The organism is Streptomyces sp. NPDC088747, assembly GCF_044751025.1.
Taxonomy (GTDB): Bacteria; Actinomycetota; Actinomycetes; order Streptomycetales; family Streptomycetaceae; genus Streptomyces.
Genome location: NZ_JBIVKZ010000006.1, coordinates 456,534 through 482,094 on the forward strand (window position 1 = coordinate 456,534; position 25,561 = coordinate 482,094).

The 25,561-nt window shown below is 69.5% G+C and carries 23 protein-coding genes and 1 tRNA gene; 7 read left to right on the forward strand and 17 right to left on the reverse strand.

Features of this window, described 5'->3' with window-relative positions:
• Positions 1-13: 13 nt before the first annotated feature.
• Entirely contained in the window at positions 14-781 is a 768-nt protein-coding gene (locus ACIP79_RS17745; RefSeq protein WP_401224162.1) for a hypothetical protein, read from the reverse strand.
• Positions 782-1,403: 622 nt separating this feature from the next.
• On the opposite strand from ACIP79_RS17745, the gene ACIP79_RS17750 reads away from it, so the two are divergent.
• Positions 1,404-1,479 (forward strand) — tRNA-Arg (locus tag ACIP79_RS17750).
• A 197-nt stretch (positions 1,480-1,676) separates the two neighbouring features.
• Here the strand turns inward: ACIP79_RS17750 and ACIP79_RS17755 are convergent.
• Positions 1,677-3,875 carry an MMPL family transporter gene (locus ACIP79_RS17755; RefSeq protein WP_401224164.1) on the reverse strand — a complete coding sequence of 733 codons (2,199 nt, stop codon included), beginning with the start codon at positions 3,873-3,875 and terminating at the stop codon, positions 1,677-1,679.
• Between the two features lie 84 nt (positions 3,876-3,959).
• On the opposite strand from ACIP79_RS17755, the gene ACIP79_RS17760 reads away from it, so the two are divergent.
• The gene (locus tag ACIP79_RS17760; RefSeq protein ID WP_401224166.1) at positions 3,960-4,616 is read left to right on the forward strand and encodes a TetR/AcrR family transcriptional regulator; all 657 of its coding nucleotides are present in this window, start codon (positions 3,960-3,962) and stop codon (positions 4,614-4,616) included.
• Between the two features lie 511 nt (positions 4,617-5,127).
• Here ACIP79_RS17760 and ACIP79_RS17765 read toward each other — a convergent pair.
• The 11 genes from ACIP79_RS17765 to ACIP79_RS17815 all read right to left on the reverse strand — a co-directional run bounded on the left by ACIP79_RS17765 (position 5,128) and on the right by ACIP79_RS17815 (position 15,735).
• Positions 5,128-6,039 carry a DUF1963 domain-containing protein gene (locus ACIP79_RS17765; protein ID WP_401224167.1) on the reverse strand — a complete coding sequence of 304 codons (912 nt, stop codon included), beginning with the start codon at positions 6,037-6,039 and terminating at the stop codon, positions 5,128-5,130.
• Positions 6,040-6,462: 423 nt separating this feature from the next.
• Positions 6,463-7,719, reverse strand: a complete 1,257-nt coding sequence (locus ACIP79_RS17770; RefSeq protein WP_401224170.1) for a tyrosine-type recombinase/integrase — start codon at positions 7,717-7,719, stop codon at positions 6,463-6,465.
• Positions 7,720-7,798: 79 nt separating this feature from the next.
• Entirely contained in the window at positions 7,799-8,041 is a 243-nt protein-coding gene (locus ACIP79_RS17775; protein WP_401224171.1) for a helix-turn-helix domain-containing protein, read from the reverse strand.
• Between the two features lie 459 nt (positions 8,042-8,500).
• The gene (locus ACIP79_RS17780; RefSeq protein ID WP_401224301.1) at positions 8,501-9,976 is read right to left on the reverse strand and encodes an ATP-binding protein; all 1,476 of its coding nucleotides are present in this window, start codon (positions 9,974-9,976) and stop codon (positions 8,501-8,503) included.
• 2 nt (positions 9,977-9,978) lie between these two features.
• A complete protein-coding gene (locus ACIP79_RS17785) occupies positions 9,979-10,809 on the reverse strand; it encodes a DNA primase (RefSeq protein ID WP_401224173.1) in 831 nt (276 codons plus the stop codon).
• The gene (locus tag ACIP79_RS17790; RefSeq protein WP_401224175.1) at positions 10,806-11,534 is read right to left on the reverse strand and encodes a DNA methylase; all 729 of its coding nucleotides are present in this window, start codon (positions 11,532-11,534) and stop codon (positions 10,806-10,808) included. The genes ACIP79_RS17785 and ACIP79_RS17790 overlap by 4 nt, the downstream gene beginning before the upstream one ends.
• 99 nt (positions 11,535-11,633) lie before the next feature.
• Entirely contained in the window at positions 11,634-13,523 is a 1,890-nt protein-coding gene (locus tag ACIP79_RS17795) for an FtsK/SpoIIIE domain-containing protein (RefSeq protein ID WP_401224176.1), read from the reverse strand.
• A gap of 367 nt (positions 13,524-13,890) precedes the next feature.
• Entirely contained in the window at positions 13,891-14,199 is a 309-nt protein-coding gene (locus ACIP79_RS17800) for a hypothetical protein (RefSeq protein ID WP_401224178.1), read from the reverse strand.
• Between the two features lie 17 nt (positions 14,200-14,216).
• Complete coding sequence (locus ACIP79_RS17805) at positions 14,217-14,582, reverse strand: RRQRL motif-containing zinc-binding protein (RefSeq protein ID WP_401224180.1); 366 nt, start codon at positions 14,580-14,582, stop codon at positions 14,217-14,219.
• Positions 14,582-15,472: a DUF2637 domain-containing protein gene (locus ACIP79_RS17810; protein ID WP_401224183.1), complete on the reverse strand. Its 891-nt coding sequence runs from the start codon at positions 15,470-15,472 to the stop codon at positions 14,582-14,584. The genes ACIP79_RS17805 and ACIP79_RS17810 overlap by 1 nt, the downstream gene beginning before the upstream one ends.
• Positions 15,469-15,735 (reverse strand): DUF6284 family protein, encoded by a 267-nt coding sequence (locus ACIP79_RS17815; protein ID WP_401224184.1) that lies wholly within the window; start codon positions 15,733-15,735, stop codon positions 15,469-15,471. Before ACIP79_RS17815 ends, ACIP79_RS17810 begins: the two co-directional genes overlap by 4 nt.
• Positions 15,736-16,446: 711 nt before the next feature.
• Here ACIP79_RS17815 and ACIP79_RS17820 point away from each other — a divergent pair.
• On the forward strand, positions 16,447-17,454 hold the full coding sequence (locus ACIP79_RS17820) for an XRE family transcriptional regulator (protein WP_401224304.1): 1,008 nt from the start codon (positions 16,447-16,449) through the stop codon (positions 17,452-17,454).
• Here the strand turns inward: ACIP79_RS17820 and ACIP79_RS17825 are convergent.
• On the reverse strand, positions 17,438-18,226 hold the full coding sequence (locus tag ACIP79_RS17825; protein ID WP_401224186.1) for an NUDIX domain-containing protein: 789 nt from the start codon (positions 18,224-18,226) through the stop codon (positions 17,438-17,440). The two genes, ACIP79_RS17820 and ACIP79_RS17825, sit on opposite strands and share 17 nt — an antisense overlap.
• A 341-nt stretch (positions 18,227-18,567) precedes the next feature.
• Here ACIP79_RS17825 and ettA point away from each other — a divergent pair, with 341 nt between their 5' ends.
• From ettA to ACIP79_RS17840, 3 genes are read left to right on the forward strand one after another with little or no spacing between them, the layout of a single operon-like run.
• Positions 18,568-20,232 carry an energy-dependent translational throttle protein EttA gene (gene ettA / locus ACIP79_RS17830; protein ID WP_401224187.1) on the forward strand — a complete coding sequence of 555 codons (1,665 nt, stop codon included), beginning with the start codon at positions 18,568-18,570 and terminating at the stop codon, positions 20,230-20,232.
• A 2-nt stretch (positions 20,233-20,234) separates the two neighbouring features.
• Positions 20,235-20,645 carry an acyl-CoA thioesterase gene (locus ACIP79_RS17835; protein WP_383682341.1) on the forward strand — a complete coding sequence of 137 codons (411 nt, stop codon included), beginning with the start codon at positions 20,235-20,237 and terminating at the stop codon, positions 20,643-20,645.
• On the forward strand, positions 20,642-21,334 hold the full coding sequence (locus ACIP79_RS17840; protein ID WP_401224189.1) for a hypothetical protein: 693 nt from the start codon (positions 20,642-20,644) through the stop codon (positions 21,332-21,334). Before ACIP79_RS17835 ends, ACIP79_RS17840 begins: the two co-directional genes overlap by 4 nt.
• Positions 21,335-21,350: 16 nt before the next feature.
• Here the strand turns inward: ACIP79_RS17840 and ACIP79_RS17845 are convergent, their stop codons facing one another.
• Entirely contained in the window at positions 21,351-21,755 is a 405-nt protein-coding gene (locus ACIP79_RS17845) for a globin (RefSeq protein WP_383682344.1), read from the reverse strand.
• A gap of 106 nt (positions 21,756-21,861) precedes the next feature.
• Here ACIP79_RS17845 and ACIP79_RS17850 point away from each other — a divergent pair, with 106 nt between their 5' ends.
• A complete protein-coding gene (locus ACIP79_RS17850; RefSeq protein ID WP_401224191.1) occupies positions 21,862-22,845 on the forward strand; it encodes a methyltransferase domain-containing protein in 984 nt (327 codons plus the stop codon).
• Positions 22,846-22,854: 9 nt separating this feature from the next.
• On the opposite strand, the gene ACIP79_RS17855 is transcribed toward ACIP79_RS17850, so the two are convergent.
• Together ACIP79_RS17855 and ACIP79_RS17860 are read right to left on the reverse strand one after the other, a co-directional pair.
• Positions 22,855-24,114, reverse strand: a complete 1,260-nt coding sequence (locus ACIP79_RS17855) for an FHA domain-containing protein (RefSeq protein ID WP_401224193.1) — start codon at positions 24,112-24,114, stop codon at positions 22,855-22,857.
• Between the two features lie 72 nt (positions 24,115-24,186).
• On the reverse strand, positions 24,187-25,533 hold the full coding sequence (locus ACIP79_RS17860; RefSeq protein WP_401224194.1) for a VWA domain-containing protein: 1,347 nt from the start codon (positions 25,531-25,533) through the stop codon (positions 24,187-24,189).
• Positions 25,534-25,561: the final 28 nt, after the last annotated feature.

Sequence of the window (25,561 nt, forward strand, 5' to 3'; positions counted from 1 at the left end):
CAAAATCGGGGAATTACATGCGTACAAGTCCAGGGAAGCGATCGTAGTCGTCGTCACCGGGATGGGCGATGGACTCGATGTGTTCGGCCGGGATGTCGAAGCGGTAGAAGACCTCCGCGTGGGCAGGCTGAGTACCGAGGGCCTTACCGACGAAGAGGTTCGGCAGAGCGGTGAACACCGAGTGGGCACGCGGATCGGACAGGTCGATGAGCGCCGACACCACGGCGGGTTTGCCCAGACTCCGCAAGACGCCCGCCAGGTCGGGGTCCTGCTCGTGGTAGGCGTAGAGGCTTTCGCCTCCCCAGTGTGCCAACAGGCGCCAAAACCTGTCCGGCTCGTCAAGGAAGGCGGCTGTGGACATGGCCAGGCAGACTTGCCCCTCGCGCCGTCCCCTCTTCTTCATGCCGGGAGCGAGGCTGTGTTTCGCCTTCAGCGCCGTGTATTGCTCGTCCGTGAGCAGACCACGTCGGTGCGCTTCGCCGAGCCGGCCTTCGACGAGGTTCCCGTCCAGCCTCCGCAGGCCCTGGCTCCGGATGGCGTCAACTTCGTGGTCGAGGAGACGGGTGCAGTGCCACGCGCGCACCAGGTGTCCGTCCAAGAGCCGGTGCACCTGGTCCTCGTACCCGAACAGGGACAGGTCCCTGTAGTCGGCCGGGCCCGTGCGTGCAGCGCCCCTGGCAAGTTCGTCTACGTGCTTGGCCAGAGGGCCGGGCCAGGTGGCCGGGTCATCGGCGTCCACGACAGGACGACCGTGCGGTGTCATCGTCACAGCAACCAGCATGACGCTCACCACCGACAATCGACGGCGGGCGAGCCCTGGTCTCTGCGATCACCGCCTACCCCCGCCCTCTGCTGTTCGGCGCGTGAGGCCCCAACGGTCCGAGCAGCACCTAGCCTGAACTGAGCGGCCATGGGACTCGCTGGTTTACCGGACCACGAACTGCCGACCCTCAAATGTGCCCCTGACGTCGACCCCAGCAGCAGCCTCCTGGCCAAGCCGCCTCAGCGACCGGCCGTGCCCCACGGGGTGGGCGGCGCTTCAGCAGTGGCGACTGACGGACTACCCGCGCGAGGGCACATCCAGGGCACATGAGCCTGGGAAACGGCGTCGACCAGTGAGAACTACGGAGAGGAGTTTCCCCTGGTCGGCACACATCTCACCAAGAAACCCCAGGTCATCCCCGCGCCCCTCCCATTCGCTGCACGAGCGGCAGGACTTCAACCGTCATGGGGGGCGAAACCTCGATAGGGCAGACGCTGTCGACGCCGGGTAAGCGCGGCACCAAGCCCACTCGCCATCCGGCTCAGGACAGGACCGACCGAGAAGGGCCTTCACGGCTTCCTCGGTTTCCCGAAAACGCCGGAAGATTCACTGACGGCCGGTCAGGGCGACACGTAAGCGCAGGCCAGAGGCACAACAGACATGTCCCCGCCAGGCGTCTTCTAAGCGCTTGGCCGCAGGTTCGAGTCCTGCCGGGGGCGCCTATACGGCGCGCTTGTTCGACCCTCCTTTCGGGAGGGTCTTTTTGCTGTGGCGGGGGCGCGCGTCGGAACGGGTGGGTGCGCGCCGGGGGGGTGATCGCCCAGGAGATCGCCGCCCGCACGGACGTGTCACTCCCGAGACGCGACGACGCCCGGCCGTTCTGCCCGGCCGGGCGTCGTCGCGTGACGAGGACTCAGACCTTGGCCGGCGTACGGCCCTCCTCGGCGGGTGCGCTCTCCGAGATGCCCAGGCGCTTGTGCACCGCGCGCAGCGGCTTCGGGGCGTACCAGGCCGTGCGGCCGAGGAGTCGCATGGCGGCGGGGACCAGGACGCCGCGTACGGCCACCGCGTCGATCAGGATCGCCAGGCCGCTGCCGAGACCGAACATCTGGATGAAGCTGACGTTGGCGGTGCCGAAGGCGAAGAAGCTCACCGCGAGCAGGCCCGCCGCCATGGTCACGATGCGGCCGGTGTGGGAGAGCCCGTTGGTGACGGCGGTCTCCGTGTCGGCGCCCGAGTCGTGCAGTTCCTTGATCCGGCTGGTGACGAACACCTCGTAGTCCATGGACAGACCGAAGGCGATGCAGAACATCAGCACGGTCATCGAGGTGTCCATCGGCTGTGGCGTGAAGCCCAGCAGGGAGGACAGATGGCCGTCCTGGAAGATCCACACCATCACGCCGATGGCCGCGCTGAGGCTGATGCCGTTGAGGACCAGGGCGCGCAACGGCTGGACCACGCTGCCGGTGAAGAGGAACAGGATGATGAACGTGGTGCCCGCCACCAGGCCGATGGCGTACGGCAGTCGGTCGGCGATGGAGTCCCTGGAGTCGACGAGCCGCGCGTCGGTGCCGCCGACCAGGGTGTCGGTCCCGGCGGGCGGATCCACCGCCCGTACCTCCTTGACCAGGGTCTGCGCCTCATCCGACTTGGGGGTGAGGTCGCTGACGACGGTGATCCGCTGCGCGTCCGGCCGGCCGAGCGCTGCGGAGGCCGGGCCCGGCGGGGTGGACCGGCCGTCGGCGAAGGTGCCGGCGGAGGTCTCCACCCGGGCCGCGCCGTCGAGCCGGGACAGGTCGGTGGCGTACGCGCCGAGCGCCGCGGGGGTCACCGGTCCGGTCGTGACGATCTGTACGGCGGACTCGTCGCTGCCGGTGAAGCCGTCCTGCACCGCGGTGGCGACCTGCCGGCTCTGCGCGCTCTCCGGCAGCACCCGCTCGTCCGGCGTGCCGAAGGTGACGCCGAGCAGCGGACTCGCGGCGAGCAGCAGGATCGCCAGCACCGGCAGCGCGGTCAGAGCGGGCCTGCGCATGACCGTGCGGGCCAGCCGGCCCCAGAAGGGCGCCTCGGCGCTGCGTACGGTGCTCGCCCAGGGCAGCCGGCCGCTGTTGACCCGGTGGCCGAGCACGGCGAGGAGCGCCGGGACGACCAGCAGGGCGCTGACGGCCGCGATGGCGACGACGCCGATCCCCGCGTAGGCGAAGGAGCGGAGGAAGTACTGCGGGAAGACCAGCAGCGCGGCGAGCGCGATGGCGACGGTCGCCGCGGCGAAGGTGATGGTCCGGCCCGCGGTGCGCACGGTGTGCCGGAGCGCTTCGGGGACTTCGGCGCCCTCCGCGAGGTGTTCGCGGAACCGGCTGATCATGAGGAGGGCGTAGTCGATGCCGAGGCCGAGGCCCAGAGCGGTGGTGAGGTTGATGGAGAACACCGAGACGTCGGTGAGGCTGCCGAGGACGTACAGCTCGGCGAACGTGCCGAAGATCGCGATCAGCCCGATGGCGAGGGGGATCAGGGCCGCGACGACACTGCCGAAGGCGAGAACCAGCAGGATGAGGATCAGTGGCACGGCGATCGCCTCGGCGATCGCGAGGTCCGTGGCGACCTGGCTGGTCACGTCCTTGCCGACCGCGGCCTCGCCGCCCGCCCGCACGGTCAGGCCGTCCCGGTCGCCGGTGTACTCGTCGATGATCGCCGTGGCGTTGTCGGCGCGCTCGGTCTCGTCGCCCCTGACGTGGGCCAGCACCAGGGCCGAGTTCCCGTCGCGGGAGGTGAGTGAGGAGGCGTCGGTGTCCCAGTACGAGACGACGTTCGCCAGGGTCGGCTCGTTCTTGAGGTCCGCGGTGAGGGCGCTTCCCGCACGTGCGGCGGCGGGGGAGTCGACGGCGCCGTCGTCTGCCCTGACCAGCAGGACCAGGTTGCTCTCGCCGCCGAACTTCTGGTCGATGAGCTTCTCGGCGCGGGTCGAGGGGGCGTCCGGATCCTCGAAGCCACCACCCAGGAGCTTGCCGAACGCCCCGAAGCCGATGGCTCCCATGGCGAGCACCGCCACCGCGGTGAGAATCAGTACGAGCCGCCCCCGGCGGAGGGCCAGCTCCGTAATTCGGTCGTACATGGTCATCACTCCTGGATGTTTACGTCGTTAACATGGACGGTGGCACAGAATGTTAACGGCGTCAACTTCGGGCAGGATGTAGTCATGGAACCGACCACCGGCGGCAAGTCCCGCTATCACCACGGCGACTTGCGCAACGCTCTGATCGAGGCCGCCCTCGAACTCGCGGCGGAGGGCGGTCCCGAACGGGTCGTCCTGCGGGAGGCGGCCCGCAGCGTCGGTGTGTCACCTACCGCCGCGTACCGCCACTTCGGCGGTCAGGGGGACCTCCTGGAGTCGGTGAAGGTACGCGGTCAGCAATCGCTCGCCGACTCGATGCTGGAGGCCGTACGCGTCCTGCCCCCGCTCGACGATCCGGGCGAGGAGGCGGTCCGCCGGGCGGTGGCGATCGGGCGCGGATACGTGCGGTTCGCGATCGAACATCCCGGCCTCTACCGCACCGCGTTCTGCCGTACGCCGGTGGAGGAGCTGGGGGAAGGCGACTTCGACGGCCTCCAGGTCCCCGAGGAGCGGCCGGAGTACGCGGCCTACGTGCACCTCTCGGACACGCTGGACGCGCTCGTGGCGGCGGGCCGGATGCGCCCGGAGAACCGGCCCGCGGCGGAGATCGCCGCGTGGTCGACCGTCCACGGCCTGGCCCTGCTCATCCTCGACGGCCCGCTCGCCCTGCTGCCCCCCGACCAGCGCGACGCGGTGATCGAGGGGACGCTCACGGCGATCGTGGCGGGGCTCGTTCGGTAGGCGAATCGGAGGTGCGGGCGGCGGACGGGAGGGGAGCCAGGGTGTCCTCCCAGAGGATGCCGACGCCGAGTTCGCGTTCGAGAAAGCGGAGGAAGAGGAAGGCGACGTCGGGCGACTTGTCGCCCCGCAGCGGAAGCCGGCACCTCCGCGTCCGCAGTGGCCGGTCCCTGGTCAGACGTTCGCGGTTCGTAGGAGGCCAGTGCGCGGCCCGCGCGGGCGTCCCCGATCCGCCGCATGCCGGCGCCGCTTCGGACGCCGTGTAGACCCGCGTGTCGCGTGACCGCGCCTCCGGGCAGGACGTGGCGCGGTCAGCCACGGCGACGGCGACTCGTCACGGCCGGGATACGCCGCCCGGCCGACCGCGCCGATCCATGGGTCGGCGCGGCCGCCCCGGCGGGTTCACCGCCGTACACCGGCCCTGACGAGTCGCCGTGCAACGGCCGCGACGAGTCGGCGCGGACCCGTCGCTTTCGTGGATGGGAGGCAGCCGCGCCGGTCCGGGGTGTGGGGGTCAGCAGTTGTAGGAGTGCCGGACCCGGTCGAAGCGTTGGGCGAGCAGGTCCTTCCGCTCGATGATCCAGCCCACCTCGCCGTCGCCGGTGTGGTGGAGCGAGTCCTCACCGAATTCCAGGAGATTCACCCACAGGCCGTCCTCCTGCTCCGACGCCTGCTCCAGGGCCAGGGCATACAGCTCGTCGAACCTCTCAGGTGCGTCCCGGAGCGTGATCACCGCCTCTTCCCGCCTTCTCAGGAACTCCCGCCCGTAGTCGGCCCGCCAGTACGGCGGGTTCATCTCCACCCCGCCCAGGTGCCCCGTGCTCTGTTCCACGACCGGGGTCTCGCCGACGCGTGCGCGGTACTCCTCGATCGCCGCCCCGAGCTGCGCGATCCACGTCGCCTCCTCCTCGTTCCATTCCGCGTACGGGTCGTTCCACAGCCAGTCGAGTACGTCCCAGCCGGTGGCGGAGTCCAGCACGAGCACCCGGGGTTCGACGAGCTTCTGCACGTCGCCGACGAACATGGGGTGCGAGCCCTCGTAGACGGGGGCGGGGCGGAGTGCCGTCGGCGTACCCGGCGGCACATGGACGACCCGGGCGGGATCGTCGCCCGCGCCGTGGTAGTCGACGCTCGAGAACAGCAGGAGACGCCCTTCGCGGGGGAGGCCGTCGTACAGCGGCTGCCTCGGTATCGCCGACAGATCGATGTCGGCGACGAAGTACTCGCCGTTCTCCCACGGGGTGTCCAGGGGCAGGTCCGGCAGCCCGCCTATGCGTCCCACGACGTGGTGCTCCGGCCTGATGGCGCCTGGCCGGACCATGCCCAGATGCGTCGAGGGCCTTACGGTCCACAGGATGCGTGTGATGGCGTCGTCGGAGACGCCGTGCCGCCGGGCGAAGGCCCGGAACTCGTCCGTGTATGACATGACGTCATTCTCGGTGCCGGCACTGACAGTCGAGGCCTGCCCGGCCCTCGGCGCCGCACCGCGGGGGCGCTCCGCCCGAGCCAGGGGCCGCCGGGCGGCTCTCACGTGAACCTGGCGCCGCCCCGCTGCCCCCTGCCCCGGCGGTCGAGCCTCCCGTGGTCCTCCCCATCCCCCCGCCGACGTCGGCCGCACCCGGAGATCGGCGCCCGGAGGGGGGCGGTGGCTACGTTCAGTGGCGGATCGGCTACCCGCGATCAATGAACGGCCAGGTCACGGACCCCCCGCGGAACGGGTTTCCCCCCGGGCAGGGCCGTCAGGCAAGATGGGATGTTTTTGGCGGCCCCGGGGTACGGCATGGCCCCTGACCAGTGGCGGAGCCGTCAGGCAGGGGCCGTTTCGGGGCCGTGGGCCGTCTGTGGGCCGTCAGGCTGCTGCCGGGAGCTCCAACACCGGGTGGATGTGCTGGAACACCGAGGACACGGCCGCGCGCGTCCTCTCCTCGCTGCTCGGCATCAAGTGTGTGTAGATCCGCAGCGTGAACCCGGGGTCAGAGTGTCCCAGGTAAATGCTCAGCGCCTTGATGTTCTCGCCGGCGTCCAAGAGCACCGACGCATAGAAGTGTCGCAGCGCGTGCATGCCATCGTCCGGCGCGGCGGCGTAGCGCGCGCCGGGTTCCTTGGGCGGGATGACGCCGGCGTGGGCCAGGGCGGGCTTCCATACGTAGTCGTCGAAGTAACTTCGCCAGATGGCGTTGCCTACCGCGCTGGTGAAGACGAGCTTCAGCGTCACCGGCGGCCCGTCCGGTGTCTTCCACGGCAACGTGACTTCGACGGGCGGGAACTGTCGCATGTGGTCATGCAGCCCCACAGCGACCACCGGACTGAGCGGCGTATCCCGGAGCTTGCCCCTCTTGGGCGGGGCAAAGACCAGCGTGCCGCCTACACGCTTGACCTGCTGGCGGACGTGAACCCAACCCGTGGTGAAGTCGATGTTCTCTTCCGCGAGTCCGAACACCTCGCCCTGACGGAGACCGCAGCCGCCGGCCGCGTCCACTGTGGCCTCATACCGACCGGGCAGTCCCGAGCGGACAGCGAGTACGCGCACCGCAGTCCAGGGCTTGATCAGTCGGAGTTCCGGCGTCGGAGCCTTGACGGACTGCGCATGGCAGGGGTTCTTCCTGACTACCCCGTCGTCAACCGCAGCATTGAACATCGACGACACCGAGTCGTAGATCGCACGGCGGTACGTCGCGTTCGGTACCGCCGACTTGAGCTTGTTCAGCCAGGTGCGCATGTGCTCGGGCTTGAACGAACCCATGGGGCGCGTGCCCAGGTAGGGGACCGCGTGCAACCGGATGCGCCTGCCCACGACTTCCTGACTGCCGATGTCCGTTGTCAGTCCGCTCAGCCACTTCGCCGCGTACTCCCGAAACGTGATCTGTCCGGCCTTCGGGTCGATGTAATGACCCGCGTCCATGTCGGCCTTGATCCGGTTCAGCCACTTCTCTGCGAGCCCCTTCTGACGGTCGGGGAAACTCTTGGACTCCTCCGTCCCGTCGGGGCCGACGTAACGGGCGCGATAGCGAAGTCCGATGCCGTAGCGGTCGCTCTTGACCCGGAGGGTCTTTCCAGCGATGTCAGTTTCCGTCTTGTACCAGCGGTCTTGGATGTGGCCTGCCATGCGGCGGCGGTCCTTTCAACACGCAGCAGGGAGAGCCGCTGAGTTGCGGCTCTCCCTGCTGTCTGTGGTGGGTGTTGGGTCAGGCAGCGCTCTGGTCTGCGGTCTTGCGCTGGGTGACGTAGGCGCGGACGTCGGCAGGGTCGTAGCGGAGGTGTTTGCCGACGCGGAAGCCGGGCGGGCCGACGTTCTTTCGGCGCCACTGGTAGACGGTCTCTTTGGGCACCTCGAAGATTTCGGCGATGTCGTCGGGTCCGAGGTAGCGATCCGGCAGCCCGGCGCGGAGCGTGGCGCGCGGGTCCGGCTGTTCACGTGCGGTGCTCATCCGGGGTGCCTCCGGGGCGGTTCGGCATTGTCAGGGGGAGTTGTGCGCGGAGCCGAGGCCGGAGTCTGTCCGAGGCTCGGATTTCTGCGTCACCCGCGCCATTAGCGTCACTTAGGGCTTTGACCTGCGGTTTTAGGTGACGTGACGGATCGGCGCTGCGTCACCGGTCCGTCATCACCTGCGTCACCGGGTGACGCAGGTGACGCAGGATGACGCAGAGAAAGCCGTCTGCGTCACCGCTTTTGCCGCAGGTCAGCGGCCGTCTTCCGGCTTGGGTGACGCAGGTGACGCAGGGTCTTCCTACTTAGGACAAAGAAGGGGCTGCCTGTAGTACTTGGGTGCGCCTTACAGAGCGAAGAAGGGGCCGCTGCGCGGCGCGTCTTGTGGGGCGGCGTTCCGCCGAACAGCAAGAGGAGCACGTGCTCCTCTTGCTGTTCGCTTGAGCGTGCGGGCCGCAGGTCAGAACGCCCGCGTCTGCTCGTGGGGGCCCGGGGGGAGTGCGCGGGTCATTTCGAGGTAGCGGCCCGCCTTGGTACGACCCGCGTCAACGAGCACACCCCGGGCCGCCAAGGTGGGTTGGAGGCGCTTGAGTCGGTCCGAGAGGACTTTGCCGGTGGTCGGCCACCCCTTGGGCAGGGGACGGAAGTCGTCGCCGCTGTAGAGGCGGCTGAGGCAGGACAGCCACTCGGTGGACGTCATCTGCTGCGCCGCGCCCGGCTCGATGGTGTCAGCGTGCCGGAGGACGGTCTGCGCGAGGAGGTCACCCTCGATCACGTCGTCGTTCAGGTCGTCCAGACTCGCCCGGTAGGCGGCAAGCGCTCCCAGTCCGGTTGCCGCGTCGAACTGCGCGCACAGGTGCGCGAAGTCCGCCATCCGCAGGTCCGTCGGGGTCTCAGCCTGCACGGCGCGAACCTTGACGGTGAGATCAAGGAGCGAGCCGAGGACCACGGGCAGGGCTTCCTGATAGTCGATCCACAGATCCGCCTCGGTGCGCCGGATGCTGGGGCGTTCCAACCGCAGGGGTAGGAGCCTGTCCGCGAGGTCGGGCCGGATGACTCCCACGTCGATACCGGTCAGGAGCAGGGGGCGGCGGTAGCCGACGCGGAACACGTCCCCGTCGGTGAATAGCGCGCGCTTGACGCTCTCGGCTCCGGTGACGATGCAGCACATCGCGTCCGACAGGTCCGGCGTCACGTGGGAGAGGTTGTCCAGCGCGGTGACCCATCCCGCCGCCACCGCTGCGATCAGGCTTTCCTCATCCTTCGGCGCCCGGCGCAGGTCACCGCTCATGCCCTCGATGATCCGCACCAGCATCCGGCCCCCGGTCGACTTCCCTGCGCCCTGCGGGCCGGTGAGGAACGGCGCGGGGACCGGCACGGACGGACCGAGGCAGCCGATCAGCCACACGATGGCCAGGCATTCGGTTTCCGCGTTGGCGAAGTTGCACAGCCGCATCAGAAGGTCGATGCCTTTGCCGCCCGTGTCCTTGGCCGGCAGGGGAAGTTCGCCGGTGAGCTGGGTGCGCCGCCAGCAGACCTCACGCGGGTCGGGGGTGAGGATGTCCCACCCGGTGGGGTGGATGCGGACGGACTGTCCGTCATCGCGGCCCAGGTCCAGCCACGTCGCCCCGTCCAATCCGGGGGCCACGCGGATGTGCACGGGCTGGACGTCCTCGGACAGTGCGAGTGCTTCGATCAGGTCCAGTGCCTCCTTGAGGGCGGACCCGTTGAACGCGCCGCGACCGTCCCTGTACAGACCGACCATGAGTTCCTGCCGGTGGCTGCCGGTGGTGCCCTGGGAGCGGATCGGGCGGGCCACGGGGTGGTCGTTCTTCTGTGCGTAGACGGTCCCGTCGACGGTGCGGAAGTACCGGAAGTGTTCCTGGGCGTAGTCGGTGATGATCGCGCGGGCGGGAGTCTTGTCGTCCTCGGACATGGTCACAGTCCCAACGTGGTGAGGGCGTTGGTCCACGCGTCGGTGCAGTGCCGGACGGTTTCGCCCTTGGCTTGCGCGGCGGTGAACAGGCGCGCGGTGTGCGCCTCGGTGAGGCAGCCGCACCGGCCGTGCGTGGACAGGACCGCGAGGAACGTCCGGTAGACGGTGGCGTGCACCGCCGCACGGGCTACGGTGATGCGGTGTTCCGCCATGGCAATTCCACGGTCCAGGTAGGTCGGCGTGCGGTGCGGACACTCGCCGCCGCCAGCCAGTGCGGGCACCGTGACGGACGACGGACGGGGGGTCGGCTCCTTCACGGTCAGCGCCCGCACGACGTCCGGGAGCGCCGCCATGGTGCCGGTGCCGGGACCGAGCCATCGGGCGTAGGCCATGGTCGACTTGATGTCGACGCCGGGCCGTACGCTGTTGGCGCCCTGCATCGCGCCTAGGTAGAGCCAGTGCTCACCCCGAGTCGTTGGCACGGTGCGTGTGGCGGGCAGGCTCGCGCGGGCCCATGCGATGGCTTCCGGGTTGTCGAGGTCGACGACGGTGAGGTCGGCGCCCCCGGGGTGGTAGGCCACCGCCGCCGCCTCGCGCCAAGCCCGCGCCCACGTGGGCGAGTTGATGACGCCGGGGTCGGTGGTGGCGGCGGCCCAGCCGTGGCACGGGTTCGGGCAGGTGCAGGGGCCGGGGGTCTTCATGTTCGGCCGGCCACCGCACGCGTTCTTGGCGCAGGCCGAGCAGTTGCCGAAGGGCAACTTCCCTGCCCGTAGCGGCAGCGGCGGCACCCCGGCTTCAGCCAGGTACAGCGCGGTGCTCAGGTGGTCCCTCACGCCGCCACCCCCACAACGCTGGAGGTGAGGAACGCACGGCCGATCCACTCGCTGTAGGCAGGCGGGATGGCTTCGGTGAGTTCCTCGCGGACGTCCGTCCAGTCGATGCCCATCGCCGCTTGCAGCTCCGGAATGGACGGCTTGCCGCCGCCGTTGCCGTACGCGGCGACGTAGGGGCCGTCGTAGAAGCGGCCGTGGCGGTAGCCGCGTACGCGGCCCCGGTGCGGCACGTGTGACGGCCGTTCGGCCGTCCAGCCGCCCAACTCGAAGTTGCGGTGCCGGATGACTCCGAGGCCGAACATCTCGCCGCACAGGGTCAGGTCTTTGCGGATCTCCGCGCGTCCGTTGGGCTGCTCGATGACGTACGGCAGACCCGTCCGTTCGAGCAGGGCGCGCGTCGGGGCGACCAGGTCCACGTGGGTGCCGCCCCATCCCTGCGAGGCGTTCGTGCCCACGGTCAGCGTGCACTTGTCCTGGCAGGGCGGGGAGGCGTGGACGAACGTGTACCGGTAGATCTCGCCGGTGGCGATGAGGTGGGCGAGGTAGTCGAGCGCGTCGCCTCGGTGGTAGGGGAAGGGGTAGTTCGGTCGGTCGGCGATGTCGCAGCCGTCCACGTCGAACCCCGCCCGGTGGTAGCCGATCCCGGCACCCCCGGCACACGAGAACACGTCCAGCACGCGCGGCCTTAAGCCGCCTACTCGCCGGATGTCAGTGGGTTGGGTCATGCTGGAGGTCTCCAGTTCTCTAGCACAGCGCTGGATTGGCGGCGGCCCCGGTTCTTGGCGGAAGGGGGCCGCCGTTGTCGTTCGGTCGGGCGGGAGTGCTCAGGCCGCTTCCTGGCCGGGCAGGACCATGCCGTCGTCGCTCTTGCGGAGGGCTCCCGAGGTCATAAGGGTCTTGACCTCGCGGGAGACGGATCCCTTGTTGATTCCGGTCCGGTCGGTGATGTCCCGCAGCGTGCGGGCCCCCTCGTGCACGGCCCGCAGGACCCGGGCACGATTCGTCTCTGCCCCGGCGGCTGCCGGTGAGGTGTCCTCCTTGACCAGGTGGAGAGGGCTCACGGCAGTCCGGGACGTTCCGCGCTTCCAGATGGGCCGCTCGGGAAGGGCGATCACATCGGCGGGGGAGAATGCTCGGGTGTTGATCGGGTGGGGTTTGGCCTTCGGGCCGGATCGCAGCATCGCGACGCCGGGCATGGGCAGTTCGTGTGCGTGCCAGCCCTTCTCGGTGGCGTCCTCACCGAAGACGACGCGGGACTCACCGGAGGTGGACAGTGCGAGCGCGGCCCGGTAGGTGATCTGCGCGCTGATCTGCGGGTCGATGCCGCCCTTGGCGTCCATGGTGGGCTTCTGGGTGGCCCATATCAGGATGATTTCGGCTGCCCGCGCCATGCGGGCGAGCGTGCCGAGGTTCTCCATGATCTGTGACCAGTCGGGATCGCCCGGCTCGCCGTCGCTGCCCTTGGCCCGCTTCTTGCGGGCCATGGTGATGACTTCGGCTCCCTCGTCCACGAACACTGTGATGCGGGGCCGCTCTTGGGAGATCTCGATGGTGTCCCGGCCACGGGGGACCAGGGCGAGGCGCTCGTGCATCTCGATGACCAGTTCGTCGGTGACGTCCAGGACGTCTTCGATCGCGATGGCGGTGCGGGCGCGGTGCTCCCAGTTGATCGCCTCGACCCGCTTCGGGTCGATGACCACCAGGCGGTGGTCCGAGGCTTCGGACGCCTCGGCGAGGAGAGCGCGGGTCGACCAGCTCTTGCCCGACCCGGAGGTGCCCGCGATCAGCATCCGGCGTCCGAGCGGGACCATGATGGGCTCGCCCGTGATGGTGTCGACTCCCCAGGGCTCGCCCGGCTTCCAGCCGGAAAGGTCGATGCCGTCGGCTGCGCTGCGGGTCCGCAGGGTGATGGTGGCGCGGTCGCCGTGACTGCCGGAGGTGATCTCCATGCGCAGGTCACTTCGTGCCCCGAGCAGGGCCCTGATCTCATCCGCCTTGGCGCGGAACGTCTTCGGTGTCCACCGGCCGTCCAAGCGCACGTGCGAGATGAGTCCGGCGGGGGTGAGCTTGGCGGGGGTGGGCACGGTGCCGGACAAGCCGCGGGCATCGGCGTTCTGGACCCAGAACGACGGGTCCAGCCTGGATGCGAGACGCCGTTCCTCTGCGGTCATCCCGTCATCGAGCCGCATCGACGGCTGACGACGGCCCAGCCACAGACCTGCCGCGTTCAGTCCGATCAGTCCGGCGGACACGGACGCCGGCCACAGGGTGAGCGCGTTGGTGGCTTCCGACATGAGCCAGGTGGCCAGTCCGCCGGGTACCGCGTGTGCGGCGTGGGTCTGCACGCAGCGGGCCGCGAGGGTGGCGGGGTAGTTCTTCCGCGCCACCTTCATCACCGCGCGCGCCTGACTGTGGTGCTGCCGTGCGGCTTTGTCCGCCGTGCGCGCGGCCCGGCGGTTCGCGGACAGCGGGTTGCTGGACGCCTTGCGCGCCGCACTGCGCTGGTTCCGTGCCATCGCGGCAGTAGAACGAGCGGAGTTGTGCTCCCGCTGCGCCGCCATGAGCGCCTTCAGGTTCTCCGGAGTCCGCAACTGCGTGCGGCGCTCCGCTTCCCTGTCCCACCGTGCGGCGAACGGTGCGCACATCGGTGCGAGCGCGTCCAACGCGGTGTTGGTCGTTGTGGCGGTGGTCGTCCATGCTTGCTTCCAGTCCACGAAGAGTCCTCCTAAGACACGTGGATGAGGGCCGGTGCGCCGTCGCGTGGCGTCACCGGCCCGTCCGTTTTGGGATGGTTGGCGGTGCCGGTTGCGTCGGCATCGCTGGTTGAGCCCCTGCAACCGCCTGTGACCTGCGGAGTTGCAGAGTTGCGCCGTTCCGGGGAGGGGGCCTCTACGCGCACGCGCGCGTAGAGGCGTCGAAAATGCCGTCACGCAGCGCCCCTGTGGCGCCCTGAGAGGCCGTTCGCGGCCCGGGGGGTCTGCACCCACAGCGAAAGGGGGTCAGGCGCCCTGGGGGCCGCCTACGGCTTCCGTCCCGTTGCGGGGCGAGCGGAGCCGTAGGCGGGGGGTGCGGGGCGCCGGGTCAGCGCTTGGGGCGGGCGAGGCGGAAGGTGATGCCGCCGACACTCAGGGGCCCGGCGGTCTGGGCGATGACGGTGACCGTGTGCGCGGCGGCGTCAAGCAGCGCGCACAGTGCGGCGACCAGTCCCCAGCAGCCCATGACGCTCGCGCCCGCGATGACCAGCGGTACCAGGTAGTGGCCCAGCGGGCGCCCGTGCTGGTCGGTGGTGTGGACGACGATGACGACGGGCTGCCCGGTGGCTTGTGCGCGGCGGTAGGCGTCGGCGGGAATGTGCGGGGCGATGATCCCCGGCGGGTCGCGACGGTCCATCAGGTCCTCCCTCCAGGTCAGTTGGGGTAGGCGCAGGGAACGCAGGTGCCGAGCGAGGCGGGGATGACGTATCCGGCATCCGTCCGGCACTGCGGGCAGGTGCGGCGAGCCAGGTTGGCCTTGTCGAGCGCTGCTCGTTTCGCCGGCGTCATCGGACGAACCGGCTTCGCGTGGTCGAGGCGGTAGAGGTAGGCGACCAGCGGGCCGCGCCGGTAGCGCGGGCGCAGGACCTGTGCGGCGATGGGCTGTCCTCCCGGTCGCAGGCCACGCGCCCGTAACTGGCGGCGCGTGACCATGCCGTCGGGTGCCATCCGCCAGGGGAAGGTGGGGATGCCGTAGCGGGCGCCGTTGGGGTCGAAGCACTTGCCGTACGAGCGGCCCATCACGGGGTGGTGGTGGCGCGTTCGGCGAGCAGGGTGTCACGCAGCATCCGGGCGTTGGCCGGCGAGGTGCGGACCTCGCGGCGGATGCCCTCAGCGGTCACGTTCGCGGCCGGCCAAGCGGCCGTCACGGTGCGCGCCTCATCGAGCAGTTGAGCCGGGGTCCGCTTCGGCCGCGCCGATCGGGCGGCGGTGGGAACGGTGCCGGTGGCCCGACGCGGTGGGGTCGACGTAGCAGCGACCGTGCGCTTCGCGATCGTCTTGACCGGGGTCGGTGCGATGGCCCGTACCGGCTTGAACGGGAGAGCCGACTTCAGGAAGTCGACTGCGACCGGATCGGGCATCCGCAGCGGAGCGACGGTGATCGGTGCGGGAGTCGATACTGCGAGGTCAGCCGTAGACTGATTCCTCACGTTCTCGGTAGATTCCTCCGCATTCGTGATCGGGGCCGGAATCGGGGCGGGGCGGTGGTGCAGCACCTTGGCGACCAGATCGGAGCCGAAGTAGATCGACCCGACCGGAAGCGACGTCGCGAGCAGGACCAACGCGTAGTTGGCGGGGTCCCAGTCGGCGAGGCGACCCCAGTCGGCCGACGCGCCGTGCAGGGCGGGTACGAGTCCGTGGACGTAGTTGAGGACCAGCGAGGCGAGCGTGTAGGTGCCCAGCACTCGCAGCGCGAACTTCCGGTCCTTGCCCGTCAGAACCAGGGCGGCGATCAGGGCCAGGGCCATCAGGCCGTCGACGACGAACGGGTAGAGCGTCGCGGCCGTACTGTCCGCGCCGATCGCGCCGGCCACGTCCCGCAGCGCGTTCCAGGAGACCCGGAACGCCATGCCGACGACCGCGACCAGGGCCAGGACCAGGAGGGCTTTGCCCTTGCGGTTCAGGTTCATGCCCGCACCTCCGGGAGGACCGGAGCGGCCGTGTTCGCCAGGGAGCGGCGGGCCGCCAGCACGCGGCGGTGGGCCCGGCGGACACGCCGCGTGTCCAGCTCCGTCGGCGCGCGGTCCAGCATGATGATCTGCGCGTCCAACAGGTCGATGTCCGCTCGGATGACGGGCATCTCGCGGTCGATCGCGTCCAGCTCAGCGGCCGTCGGCTCCATGAAGTCGGCGAACGCGGTAACAGCATCCTGAACAGTGACGATGTGGTTCATGGGTCGTGTTCTCCCTGCAAGGTGAACGGCCCGAACAGCGGTCCCGGAGGTGCAACTCCGGGGCCGCGCGCCGTTGAAGTCGGTAGATCCGGCTCCCCTCAGCGCTGCTCGTACGAGACGAGCAGCGGAGGCAACCGGCCACAGCAGGTGAGCTGCGGAAGTTGTGGTTATGCAGATGTCTCCTTCGGGGCCGCTCCCGTGTCAGGTAGAGCGGTAGCCCGGCGAAGGCGTATGGAGACGTGACCTTTCGGTCTAAGCCCTCCGGACTGCCAAGGGGTCCGGGTCCCTCGCCCCCGCCGAAACGGGGCCTCATGACCCCTCGCGGGGCCCTTTGCGCACCGCGAATCGGAGGTGACTCCATCATCTGGTGCGCACCAGTAGGTAACCATCTGGTGCGCACCAGAGTCAAGGGTCTTTGCCTGTTCGGGCGGCGACTGCTCGCCTCGGTGCATCTCTAGAAGACCCGTTTGGGAGGGGGAGTCGGTAGCCAACAGGCCTTAACTCCCGTCCTGTTAACCCCTGTTGACCTGCGCCGATGTGAGGCATGCTGGCAAGGTCAGTGAGTGGACCTATCGCCGGACGGTGGCCGTGAGTGCAGGACTGCGGAGCGCGCGAAAGGCGCGAGGCTGGTCTCAGGAACGACTGGTTCGCGAGATCGAGCAGTACGCCCGGCATCACGTCACGGACGTTCCGCAGACCGCGAGTTTGCGCGTGTACGTGTCCGAGTGGGAGAACGGCAAGCGCAACATCTCGGACCGCTACGCTGCGATCCTGCGACAGCTCATGGGCGTCACGGACGCAGAGTTGAGGGGTGGTCCGTCCACGCCTAGCCCGTCGGTGGCCGACGGGTACGAGGAACTGCTGAGCAGGATCGATTCGGCCAGTAGCGTCAGCCAGTCCATGGTGAAAACGTTCGAGACGCAGACCGAGCTACTGCGGACCATGGACCGACAAATGGGCGCTTCCAGTCTCGTGGACCAGATGACGGGGCATCTCGGTGCCCTCGAAGACGCGCTGAACTTCGCGGTCCTCCCCAATGCCCGGCGACCCGTGGCGCTCGCTCTCGCCGGCGCGTCCACCCTCGCAGCGTGGCAGGCGATCGACTCCGGGGCGGTCGAAAGGGCGTGGCGACACTACGAACTCGCTAAGCGAGCCGCTCGCGACGCTGAGGCCCCGATGTATCTCGCGCACGCGATGGCAGAGCAGGCGTATGTGCTGTGCGAGGCAGGGAGGCCGGCGCTCGGTGTCGCCCTGGTCCGCGACGCCCAACGCACCCTTGGTCAAGCTGGATCCCCCCGTCTTCGAGCGTGGCTGTACGCGGCTGAAGCGGAGTTGTGTGCTCACGCGGGAATGCCCGACGACTGCCGGCGTGCCCTCGAAGCGGCCATGGCGACCATTCCGCCCGGCTCGGAGGATCGAGACCCCGACATGCTGAGCATCTTCTTGAATGGCGCCCATCTGGCCCGGTGGCACGGCAATGTGCTCGCCCTGCTTGGTGACGGTGATGCGGTGACCAGCCTGTATGACGCGCTGGACGTGATGGACCCGACCTTTGTCCGAGCCCAAGCAGGACTGCACGCAGACCTCGTACAGGCTCACTTGGCGCGAGCCGAGTACGACGACGCTCATATTCACCTGAGGCAGGCGCGGCTGTTGGCGAGCCGCACCGGTTCGGTACGACAGCGCCGCCGTGTCGACCTTCTCAGCGCGAGGTTGTGACCCCCTGCTTGCCTCGGTTCGCAAGGATATGGAGTAGGGCAACGAGAGTCCCGGAACCCATCAGGTCACCGCGAGCCATCAGGCCCGGGATGTCTGCCAACGGCACCCATTCGATGTGCCCGGCTTCTTCCAGATCGGTGGGGGGGCCGACTTGATCAGCCCCGTGCCCGACAAAGATCTCGTGAGGCGAGTCGACCATGCCGACCATGGGCTGATAGGTGACGACATGGTCCACGGACTTCGGGCGCCACCCCGTCTCTTCCACGACCTCACGTAGAGCTGTGTCCGCCGGCTCTTCCCCTTCATCGACAATCCCGCCGGGGAGCTCCCAACCCCACTGCTGTGGAACGAAGCGGTATCGCCACATCATCAGGACGCGATCCTGATCGTCCAGAACCGCAGTGATCGCGACCCGATGCAGCCTCACGACATGATGTTCGAAACGCTCCATGCCCGGCGGCTCCACGTCCCAGAGCTGAAGCTTTACCCATGGGTTGTCGTAGATGTCCCGCTCGCCATGGATGAGCCAAGGTTCCAGCCCCGCAGGCGCCGTGACGCTCACGGCACCTGGGACTCGGTACGAACTCCGCCCCCGAACCTCCAAGGCGCCCTCAGAGACGAGTCGGGCCATTACCTGCCGCAGCGCGGTACGGCCGATGCCGAGTTCTTCTACGAGCGCCCGTTCCGAGGGGAACTTGTCGCCGGGGGAGTACGCGCCCGTAGCGAGCCGATCGCGCAGCGTCTCGTAGACCTTCGTCGTCTTCGGTCCCATCCGTGGAGCACTCTCCGTTCTCAGGTGGTGCGTACCAGCGTAGTGGGCCAAGCTCATGCTGTTCCTGTCTAGGTTGGAAAGGTGCGGGAGCGGGCCCTGAAAGTGCGCTGGGTTCCCTATCGCGGCAGGTCGGAGCCGTTGTCCTGGGCCGTCTGTGGGCCGTCCGAGGTTGGCCAACGATGGCCAACGACGACAGACAACGACGGTCACGAGACGCGAGGTCGACTACTGCGCCCCTGGTCAGGGCCTCTCCGCCATACGCGTTTCCCCCGGGGCCTGGCAGTCAGGCAAGATGGGATGTATCTGCCCACTGCCGATTTCAAGCGTCCGGACGGTTTCTCTTGGCTGAGTTCATTTACACCATGCGCAAGACGCGCAAAGCGCACGGCGACAAGGTGATTCTTGATGACGTCACCCTGAGTTTCCTGCCCGGAGCGAAGATCGGTGTGGTCGGGCCGAACGGCGCCGGCAAGTCCACCGTTCTCAAGATCATGGCGGGCCTGGAGCAGCCGTCCAACGGTGACGCGTTCCTGTCGCCCGGTTTCAGCGTCGGCATCCTCATGCAGGAGCCGGAGCTGGACGAGACCAAGACGGTGCTGGAGAACGTCCAGGACGGCGCCAAGGAGCTCATGGGCAAGCTGAACCGATTCAACGAGGTCGCCGAACTGATGGCGACCGACTACTCGGACGCGCTCATGGAGGAGATGGGCAAGCTCCAGGACGACCTGGACCACTCCAACGCGTGGGACCTCGACGCCCAGCTGGAGCAGGCCATGGACGCGCTGGGCTGCCCGCCCGGCGACTGGCCGGTCGTCAACCTCTCCGGTGGCGAGAAGCGCCGCGTCGCCCTCTGCAAGCTGCTGATCGAGGCCCCGGACCTGCTCCTCCTCGACGAGCCCACCAACCATCTCGACGCCGAGTCGGTGAACTGGCTGGAGCAGCACCTCACGAAGTACGCGGGCGCCGTCGTCGCCGTCACTCACGACCGGTACTTCCTGAACAACGTCGCCGAGTGGATCCTCGAACTGGACCGCGGCCGCGCGATCCCCTACGAGGGCAACTACTCCACGTACCTCGACAAGAAGTCCACCCGCCTCAAGGTCGAGGGCCGCAAGGACGAGAAGCGGCAGAAGCGCCTCAAGGAAGAGCTGGAGTGGGTCCGGTCCAACGCCAAGGGCCGCCAGACCAAGTCCAAGGCGCGCCTGGCCCGTTACGAGGAGATGGCCGCCGAGGCCGACAAGATGCGGAAGCTGGACTTCGAGGAGATCCAGATCCCGCCGGGCCCGCGTCTGGGCTCCATCGTCGTCGAGGTCAACAACCTCTCGAAGGCGTTCGGCGACAAGGTCCTCATCGACGACCTGTCCTTCACCCTGCCGCGCAACGGCATCGTGGGCGTCATCGGCCCGAACGGCGCCGGCAAGACCACGCTGTTCAAGATGATCCAGGGCCTTGAGACCCCGGACTCCGGCGCCATCAAGGTCGGCGACACCGTCAAGATCAGCTACGTCGACCAGAGCCGCGCCAACATCGACCCCAAGAAGTCGCTGTGGGCGGTCGTCTCCGACGAGCTGGACTACATCAACGTCGGCCAGGTCGAGATGCCTTCGCGTGCCTACGTGTCCGCCTTCGGCTTCAAGGGCCCGGACCAGCAGAAGCCCGCCGGTGTGCTCTCCGGTGGTGAGCGCAACCGCCTCAACCTCGCGCTGACCCTCAAGGAGGGCGGCAACCTGCTGCTCCTCGACGAGCCCACCAACGACCTCGACGTGGAGACCCTGTCCTCGCTCGAGAACGCGCTGCTCGAGTTCCCCGGCGCGGCCGTGGTCATCTCCCACGACCGCTGGTTCCTGGACCGGGTCGCGACGCACATCCTCGCCTACGAGGGCGACTCCAAGTGGTACTGGTTCGAGGGCAACTTCGAGTCGTACGAGAAGAACAAGATCGAGCGGCTCGGAGCGGACGCGGCACGCCCGCACCGTGCCACCTACAAGAAGCTGACCCGGGGCTGATCTTGCGGCACATCTACCACTGCCCGCTGCGCTGGGCGGACATGGACGCGTACGGCCACATCAACAACGTGGTCTTCCTCCGCTATCTGGAGGAGGCGCGCATCGACTTCCTGTTCCGCCCGGAGAAGGACTTCAAGCAGGGGTCGGTGGTGGCGCGCCACGAGATCGACTACAAGCGGCAGTTGGTCCACCGGCACACGCCGGTGGACATCGAGCTGTGGATCACGGAGATCCGGGCGGCCTCGTTCACCATCACCTACGAGGTCAAGGACCCGGACCAGGTCTACGTCCGGGCCTCGACGGTGATAGTGCCGTTCGACTTCGAGGCCCAGCGCCCGCGCCGTCTCACCGCCGAGGAGCGGGAGTTCCTCGCGGAGTACCGCGACGACAAGGACGAGGCCGTCGCCGCATGACGGCCCTGTTGCACCTCGCCGACGAGGGGGAGGCGGCGGACCTCGCCGCCTTCCTCGCCCGGCTGATCCACTACGACCGCGCCGCCGCCGTACGCCTCCAGGCGTCCGGCACCACCCTCGCGGTCTTCGGGCGCCCGCCGTCCTTCGAGGTCCTCGCCATCCGCACGGCACGCCTCACCAAGCCGTACGAGAACGGGCTCGACGTGCTGCTCGACGTGACCGTCTCCGCCGGTGAACTCCTGGAGTCCATCGACGAGTCGGCCGCCACCGTGGCCGTCCCCGGAGCCGTCACGGGCCCGCCGTGGGCCGGGGTGCTGCCGCCCCGCAGCGGCTGGCGTCAGGAGCCGGGCCTGCCCGCACCGGACGCCGTACGGACGATGGTGAGTGCGGCGGTGACGGAATTCCGGTCCCGCACGCAGGAGTTGGCGGTCGAACGGCGTACCCGTGCCGAACTCGACCGGATCGGGCGGGAGATCTGGTCCCGGCCGGTCGGCGACACCGGCCTGCCGGTACGGGCCGCGCACGCCGCGCAGTCCCTGGGATTCCTCCGCCCCGGAGCCCAAAAGGCCCGGGACGACAGCGCGTTGGGGCTGTACTCGTCCGGCGCGTGGCTGCGGCTGCGCACCCCGTTCGGGTCGATCGCCGTACGCCGGGCGGGACTCGGCGCCCTGGACGTCAGCGTCCGCTGAACTCCCCGCCAGCCGGTCAGCCGGCCGTGTTCACCATCGACGCCGCCGCGTACGTCAGGTAGTTCCACAGCGTGTGCTCGTGCTCCTCGGAGAGGCCGAGCTCGTCGACGGCGACGCGCATGTGCCTCAGCCAGGCGTCGTGCGCGGCCTGGTCGACGGCGAAGGGCGCGTGGCGCATCCGCAGCCGGGGGTGGCCGCGGTTCTCGCTGTACGTCGTCGGGCCGCCCCAGTACTGGATCAGGAACAGCGTGAAGCGCTCCTCGGCCGGACCGAGGTCCTCCTCGGGATACATGGCCCGCAGCTCGGGATCCCCCGCGACCCCCTCGTAGAAACGGTGCACGAGGCGGCGGAAGGTCTCCTCCCCGCCGACCTGCTCGTAGAAGGTCTGCTCCTGAAGCGTGCCGCGCGGAATCTCTTTCACCCGTCCATGGTCTCAGACCGGGTGACCGAGGACCCGAGGCCTAGGACCAGCCACCGAGGCCGGTCCGCCACTCGCTTCCCGGCCGCTCCCGCAGCACAGTGGACGTATGGGCGCGCACGCTCTCGACCAGGAACCCGACGACCTCGCCAGGGCGGCGCGGGCGGCGCTGGTGCGCGAGATCGACGGCAGCGGGGCCTGGGAGGCCGATCCGGTCTGGCGGGAGGCGTTCGAGGCGGTTCCGCGCCATCTCTTCGTGCCGTACTACTACGTCGGAGCCGTCGGCGGCTTCGAGCGGCTGTGGGGCGAGGACCCCGACCCGCGCAACCGTGAGCAGTGGCTGCGCGGCGCCTACGCGGACGCGCCGCTGGCCACCCGGGTACGGGACGGCGAACTGCTCTCCTCCAGCAGCCAGCCGTCGCTGATGGCGAAGATGCTGACCGAACTGGCGGTGGCGGACGGGAACGCCGTGCTGGAGATCGGCGCCGGCACCGGGTACAACGCCGCTCTGCTCGCCCACCGCCTCGGCGACGCGCTGGTGACCACGGTCGACCTCGATCCGGAGATCACCGAGTCCGCGCGCCGCCACCTGGCCGCCGCCGGACACCGTCCGCACGTCGTCACCGGCGACGGCGCCCGCGGAGTCCCCGAGCGCGCTCCCTTCGACCGGATCATCGCCACCTGCACGCTGACCACGGTCCCGCCCGGCTGGCTGCCCCAGTGCAACCCGGGCGCCCGGATCCTCGCGCCGCTGGCCACCGGCCTGATCGCGCTGCGGGTGCGGGACGGCGGGCACGCCGAGGGGCGTTTCCTGCACACCGCCGCCTACTTCGTGCCGTTGCGCGGCGGCGGCAGCCGGGCCGAGCAGGAGCCGCCGCATCTGGGCGGGCTGCCTCCCCGGGTCAGGAGCGACGACCTGTTCCGCTTCCTGCTGACCCTGACGGCGGGCACCCTGGAGCCGCAGGAGGCGTACGCCCTGTGGGAGCGCGAGGGGCGGCCGGTGCGCGAGCGGTACGGGATCACGGTCAGCGGCGAGCACGTGTGGGCGTGGCTGGACGACCCCGGGGGGCCGTACGCCTGGCCGCTGCCGTGACGTCCCCGGTCAGCCCCGCCGGACGGTGATCGTCGTCCAGGCGCCCACGTGCACCCGGTCGCCGTCCTGGAGCGGCACCGGCACGAAGGGCTGGATGGGCTCCTCGCCACCGTTGACCGTGGTGCCGTTCGTCGAGTTCTGGTCGACCACCGCCCAGCTGCTGTCCGGCTGCTGGACCAGGACCGCGTGCTGGTGCGAGACGCCGGGGTCCTCCGGGGGCACCGACAGGTCGATGTCGGGGGACTCGCCGGTGGAATGGCGACGGCGCCCGATCGTCATCTGGTTGCCGGTGAGCGGACGCTGCTGCTCCGGCGAGTACGCGGGCAGGTTCAGACCCGCGGCCTCCGGGCCCGAGCGCTGCATCATCGCCATGAAGTACTCGCGGTCGGGGCCGATCGTCACGGTCCAGGACAGCGGCTGCTGCTGGTACGGCGGCCGGCCGCCCGGTCCGGGCGGGGCCTGGGTGGCGCCCGGCTGCGGATAGCCGTAGCCGCCCTGGGGCGCACCGGGGCCCGCCTGCGTGCCGGGGCCGCCGGGGCTGCCCGCCGACGGCGGGGAGATCACCCAGTCGTCGTCACCGCCGAAGCCCTGACCGGGGGGCGGCTGGTTGGTCCGGGGGTACGCGGGCGCCGCCGGCTGCTGGGTGAAGGCCTGCTGGGCGCCGGGGCCGCCGGGTGTGGGTCCGGGGGGCGGCGGGGCCGGACGTGAGGGGTCGCCGAAGGGCGAGGGGCCGCCGCTGTACGGGGCGGGGGGACCCGGCGGAATCGGTTCGGCGGGGCGGTTCACCTGCGAGGGCCGCGAGCTCTGGTACTCGAACGGGTCCTGACCGCCGCCGGGGCCGGTCGGAGGACCCTGCTGGAACCTCTGCGCCGGATTCTGTCCGCCGGGACTGCCGGGACCGCCGGGACCACCGAGACCGCCAGGGCCCCCGGGACCGCCCGGACTCCCCGGCAGGGGCGCCTGCGGGCGCGGCGCGGCGGGCGTGTACGAGGTCGCCGTGTTGGTCAGGAAGTTCCACCGGCACTCCTCGCAGAACGGCGCGGCACCCTCACGGGGCGTACGGCACTGCGGGCAGAGCTCGGGAGAGGCGTCGGGCACGGCCGAGAGATGTCCACGGCCGCCCTGGCCGGGCTGCTGCGGATAGCCGTACCCGGCCGCGGGCGGCGGGGGAGGGGGCGGGGGCGGGGGCACGGCACCGGCCATGCGGTGACCGCAGACCTCGCACCAGTCGTCGGAACCCGACTGGTGTCCGTTCGGGCAGGTCGGCATGTCGGCGCTTCCCCCTCTCTTTTCCGGCCGGTTCGGCCGGGTTACTCCGGCTCCTGGGGGAGCCGGGCTCGCTTACTTCTTTACACGAACAGTCTTTGTGGACCGTGTCTCAAGGGTCATTTCGTCTGCTTCCTCGACCCTTGCCTTCAATCGCACAGTACCTGCCGCGGCGTCGACCACGTCCACCACCTTCGAAAGCAGTTTCGCAGTATCGGCGTTGCCGGAGGAACTGGCGAGCTGAACGGCGCGGCCCAGCTTGGCTGTTGCCCCGTCGACATCTCCCGCTTTGCGGGCGTCCAAACCCTGTTGGATGACTTGTGCCAGTTCCGCCTGACCCGTGTAGTGCGCGACCTGCGGGTTGATCGATGTGGAAGCCGCCATGTCGTCGGTCCACACCGCCCGTACGAGACCCTGCGCGCCGAGGTTCTGCGCGCTTCCGTCGCTCTGCGGGATCACCAGCGAGACCCGGGCGGCCAGCATCTCCTGGCCGATGCCGGCCGAGGGGACCTGCACGCACACGTGGTAGTCACGCGACTCGTCGCCCCAGGAACCGGTGGGGTAGTCACCGGCGCGCGGGCCCGCCTCGGTGCGGCGGCCGGTCAACTCCTCGACCGTGGGGGCGACCTGCTTGACGAACTTGATCTCCGTGCCCACGGGTGTCCACAGCCGCAGGGCGACGTCCGCGACCTCCTTGCCCATGGCCGTCTCCATCATGTGCGTGAAGTCGGCGGAGAGGGCGGCCGGGTCGGCGACGATGTCGGCGGTTCCCAGCATCGCCGAGGCGATGCTCGTGACCTCCTTGACCTCCCAGTCCGTACCGACACCCCGCGCGTCACAGGTGAAGCGTCCGGTGCACGAGTCGAGGGCGGCCTTCAGGTCCTCGGGCGACTCGTGTTCGTTGCGGCCGTCGGTGAGCAGGATGCCGTGCCGGATCGAGACGTCCGCCGAGGACAGCAGGCGGTCGGCGAGGCGCAGCCAGGTGCCGATCGCCGTACCGCCGCCGGCGCTCAGCTTGCGCAGGGCCTGCTTCGCCTGGTCGCGGGTGGTCGCGTCGGCCACCGCGAGCCGGCCGGCGCCCGGATAGACCTCCTTGGCGACGTGCGTGCCGCCGATCACCGCGAAGTGCACGCCGTCGCGGACCGTGTCGATCGCGGCGGCCGTGGCGTCGCGGGCGTTGCGCATCTTGGTCGGCGGGTAGTCCATCGAGCCCGAGCAGTCGACCATGATCGCCACGGCCGCGTCCGGGCCCTGCCCGGCGGTGTACAGGTGCGGCGCGGCGACCGCGCTTCCGATGGTGCCGCCGCCCGTCGAGCTCACCGTGACGATCGCGTTGACCTCGCGGGCGCCGTCGGGCAGGTACTCGTTCTGGTAGACGTCGACCGAGAACTGCGGCACGTTCGACTTCGAGAAATTGGCCATGCCTTCTTCGTCCCCCTCAGGTCCCCCG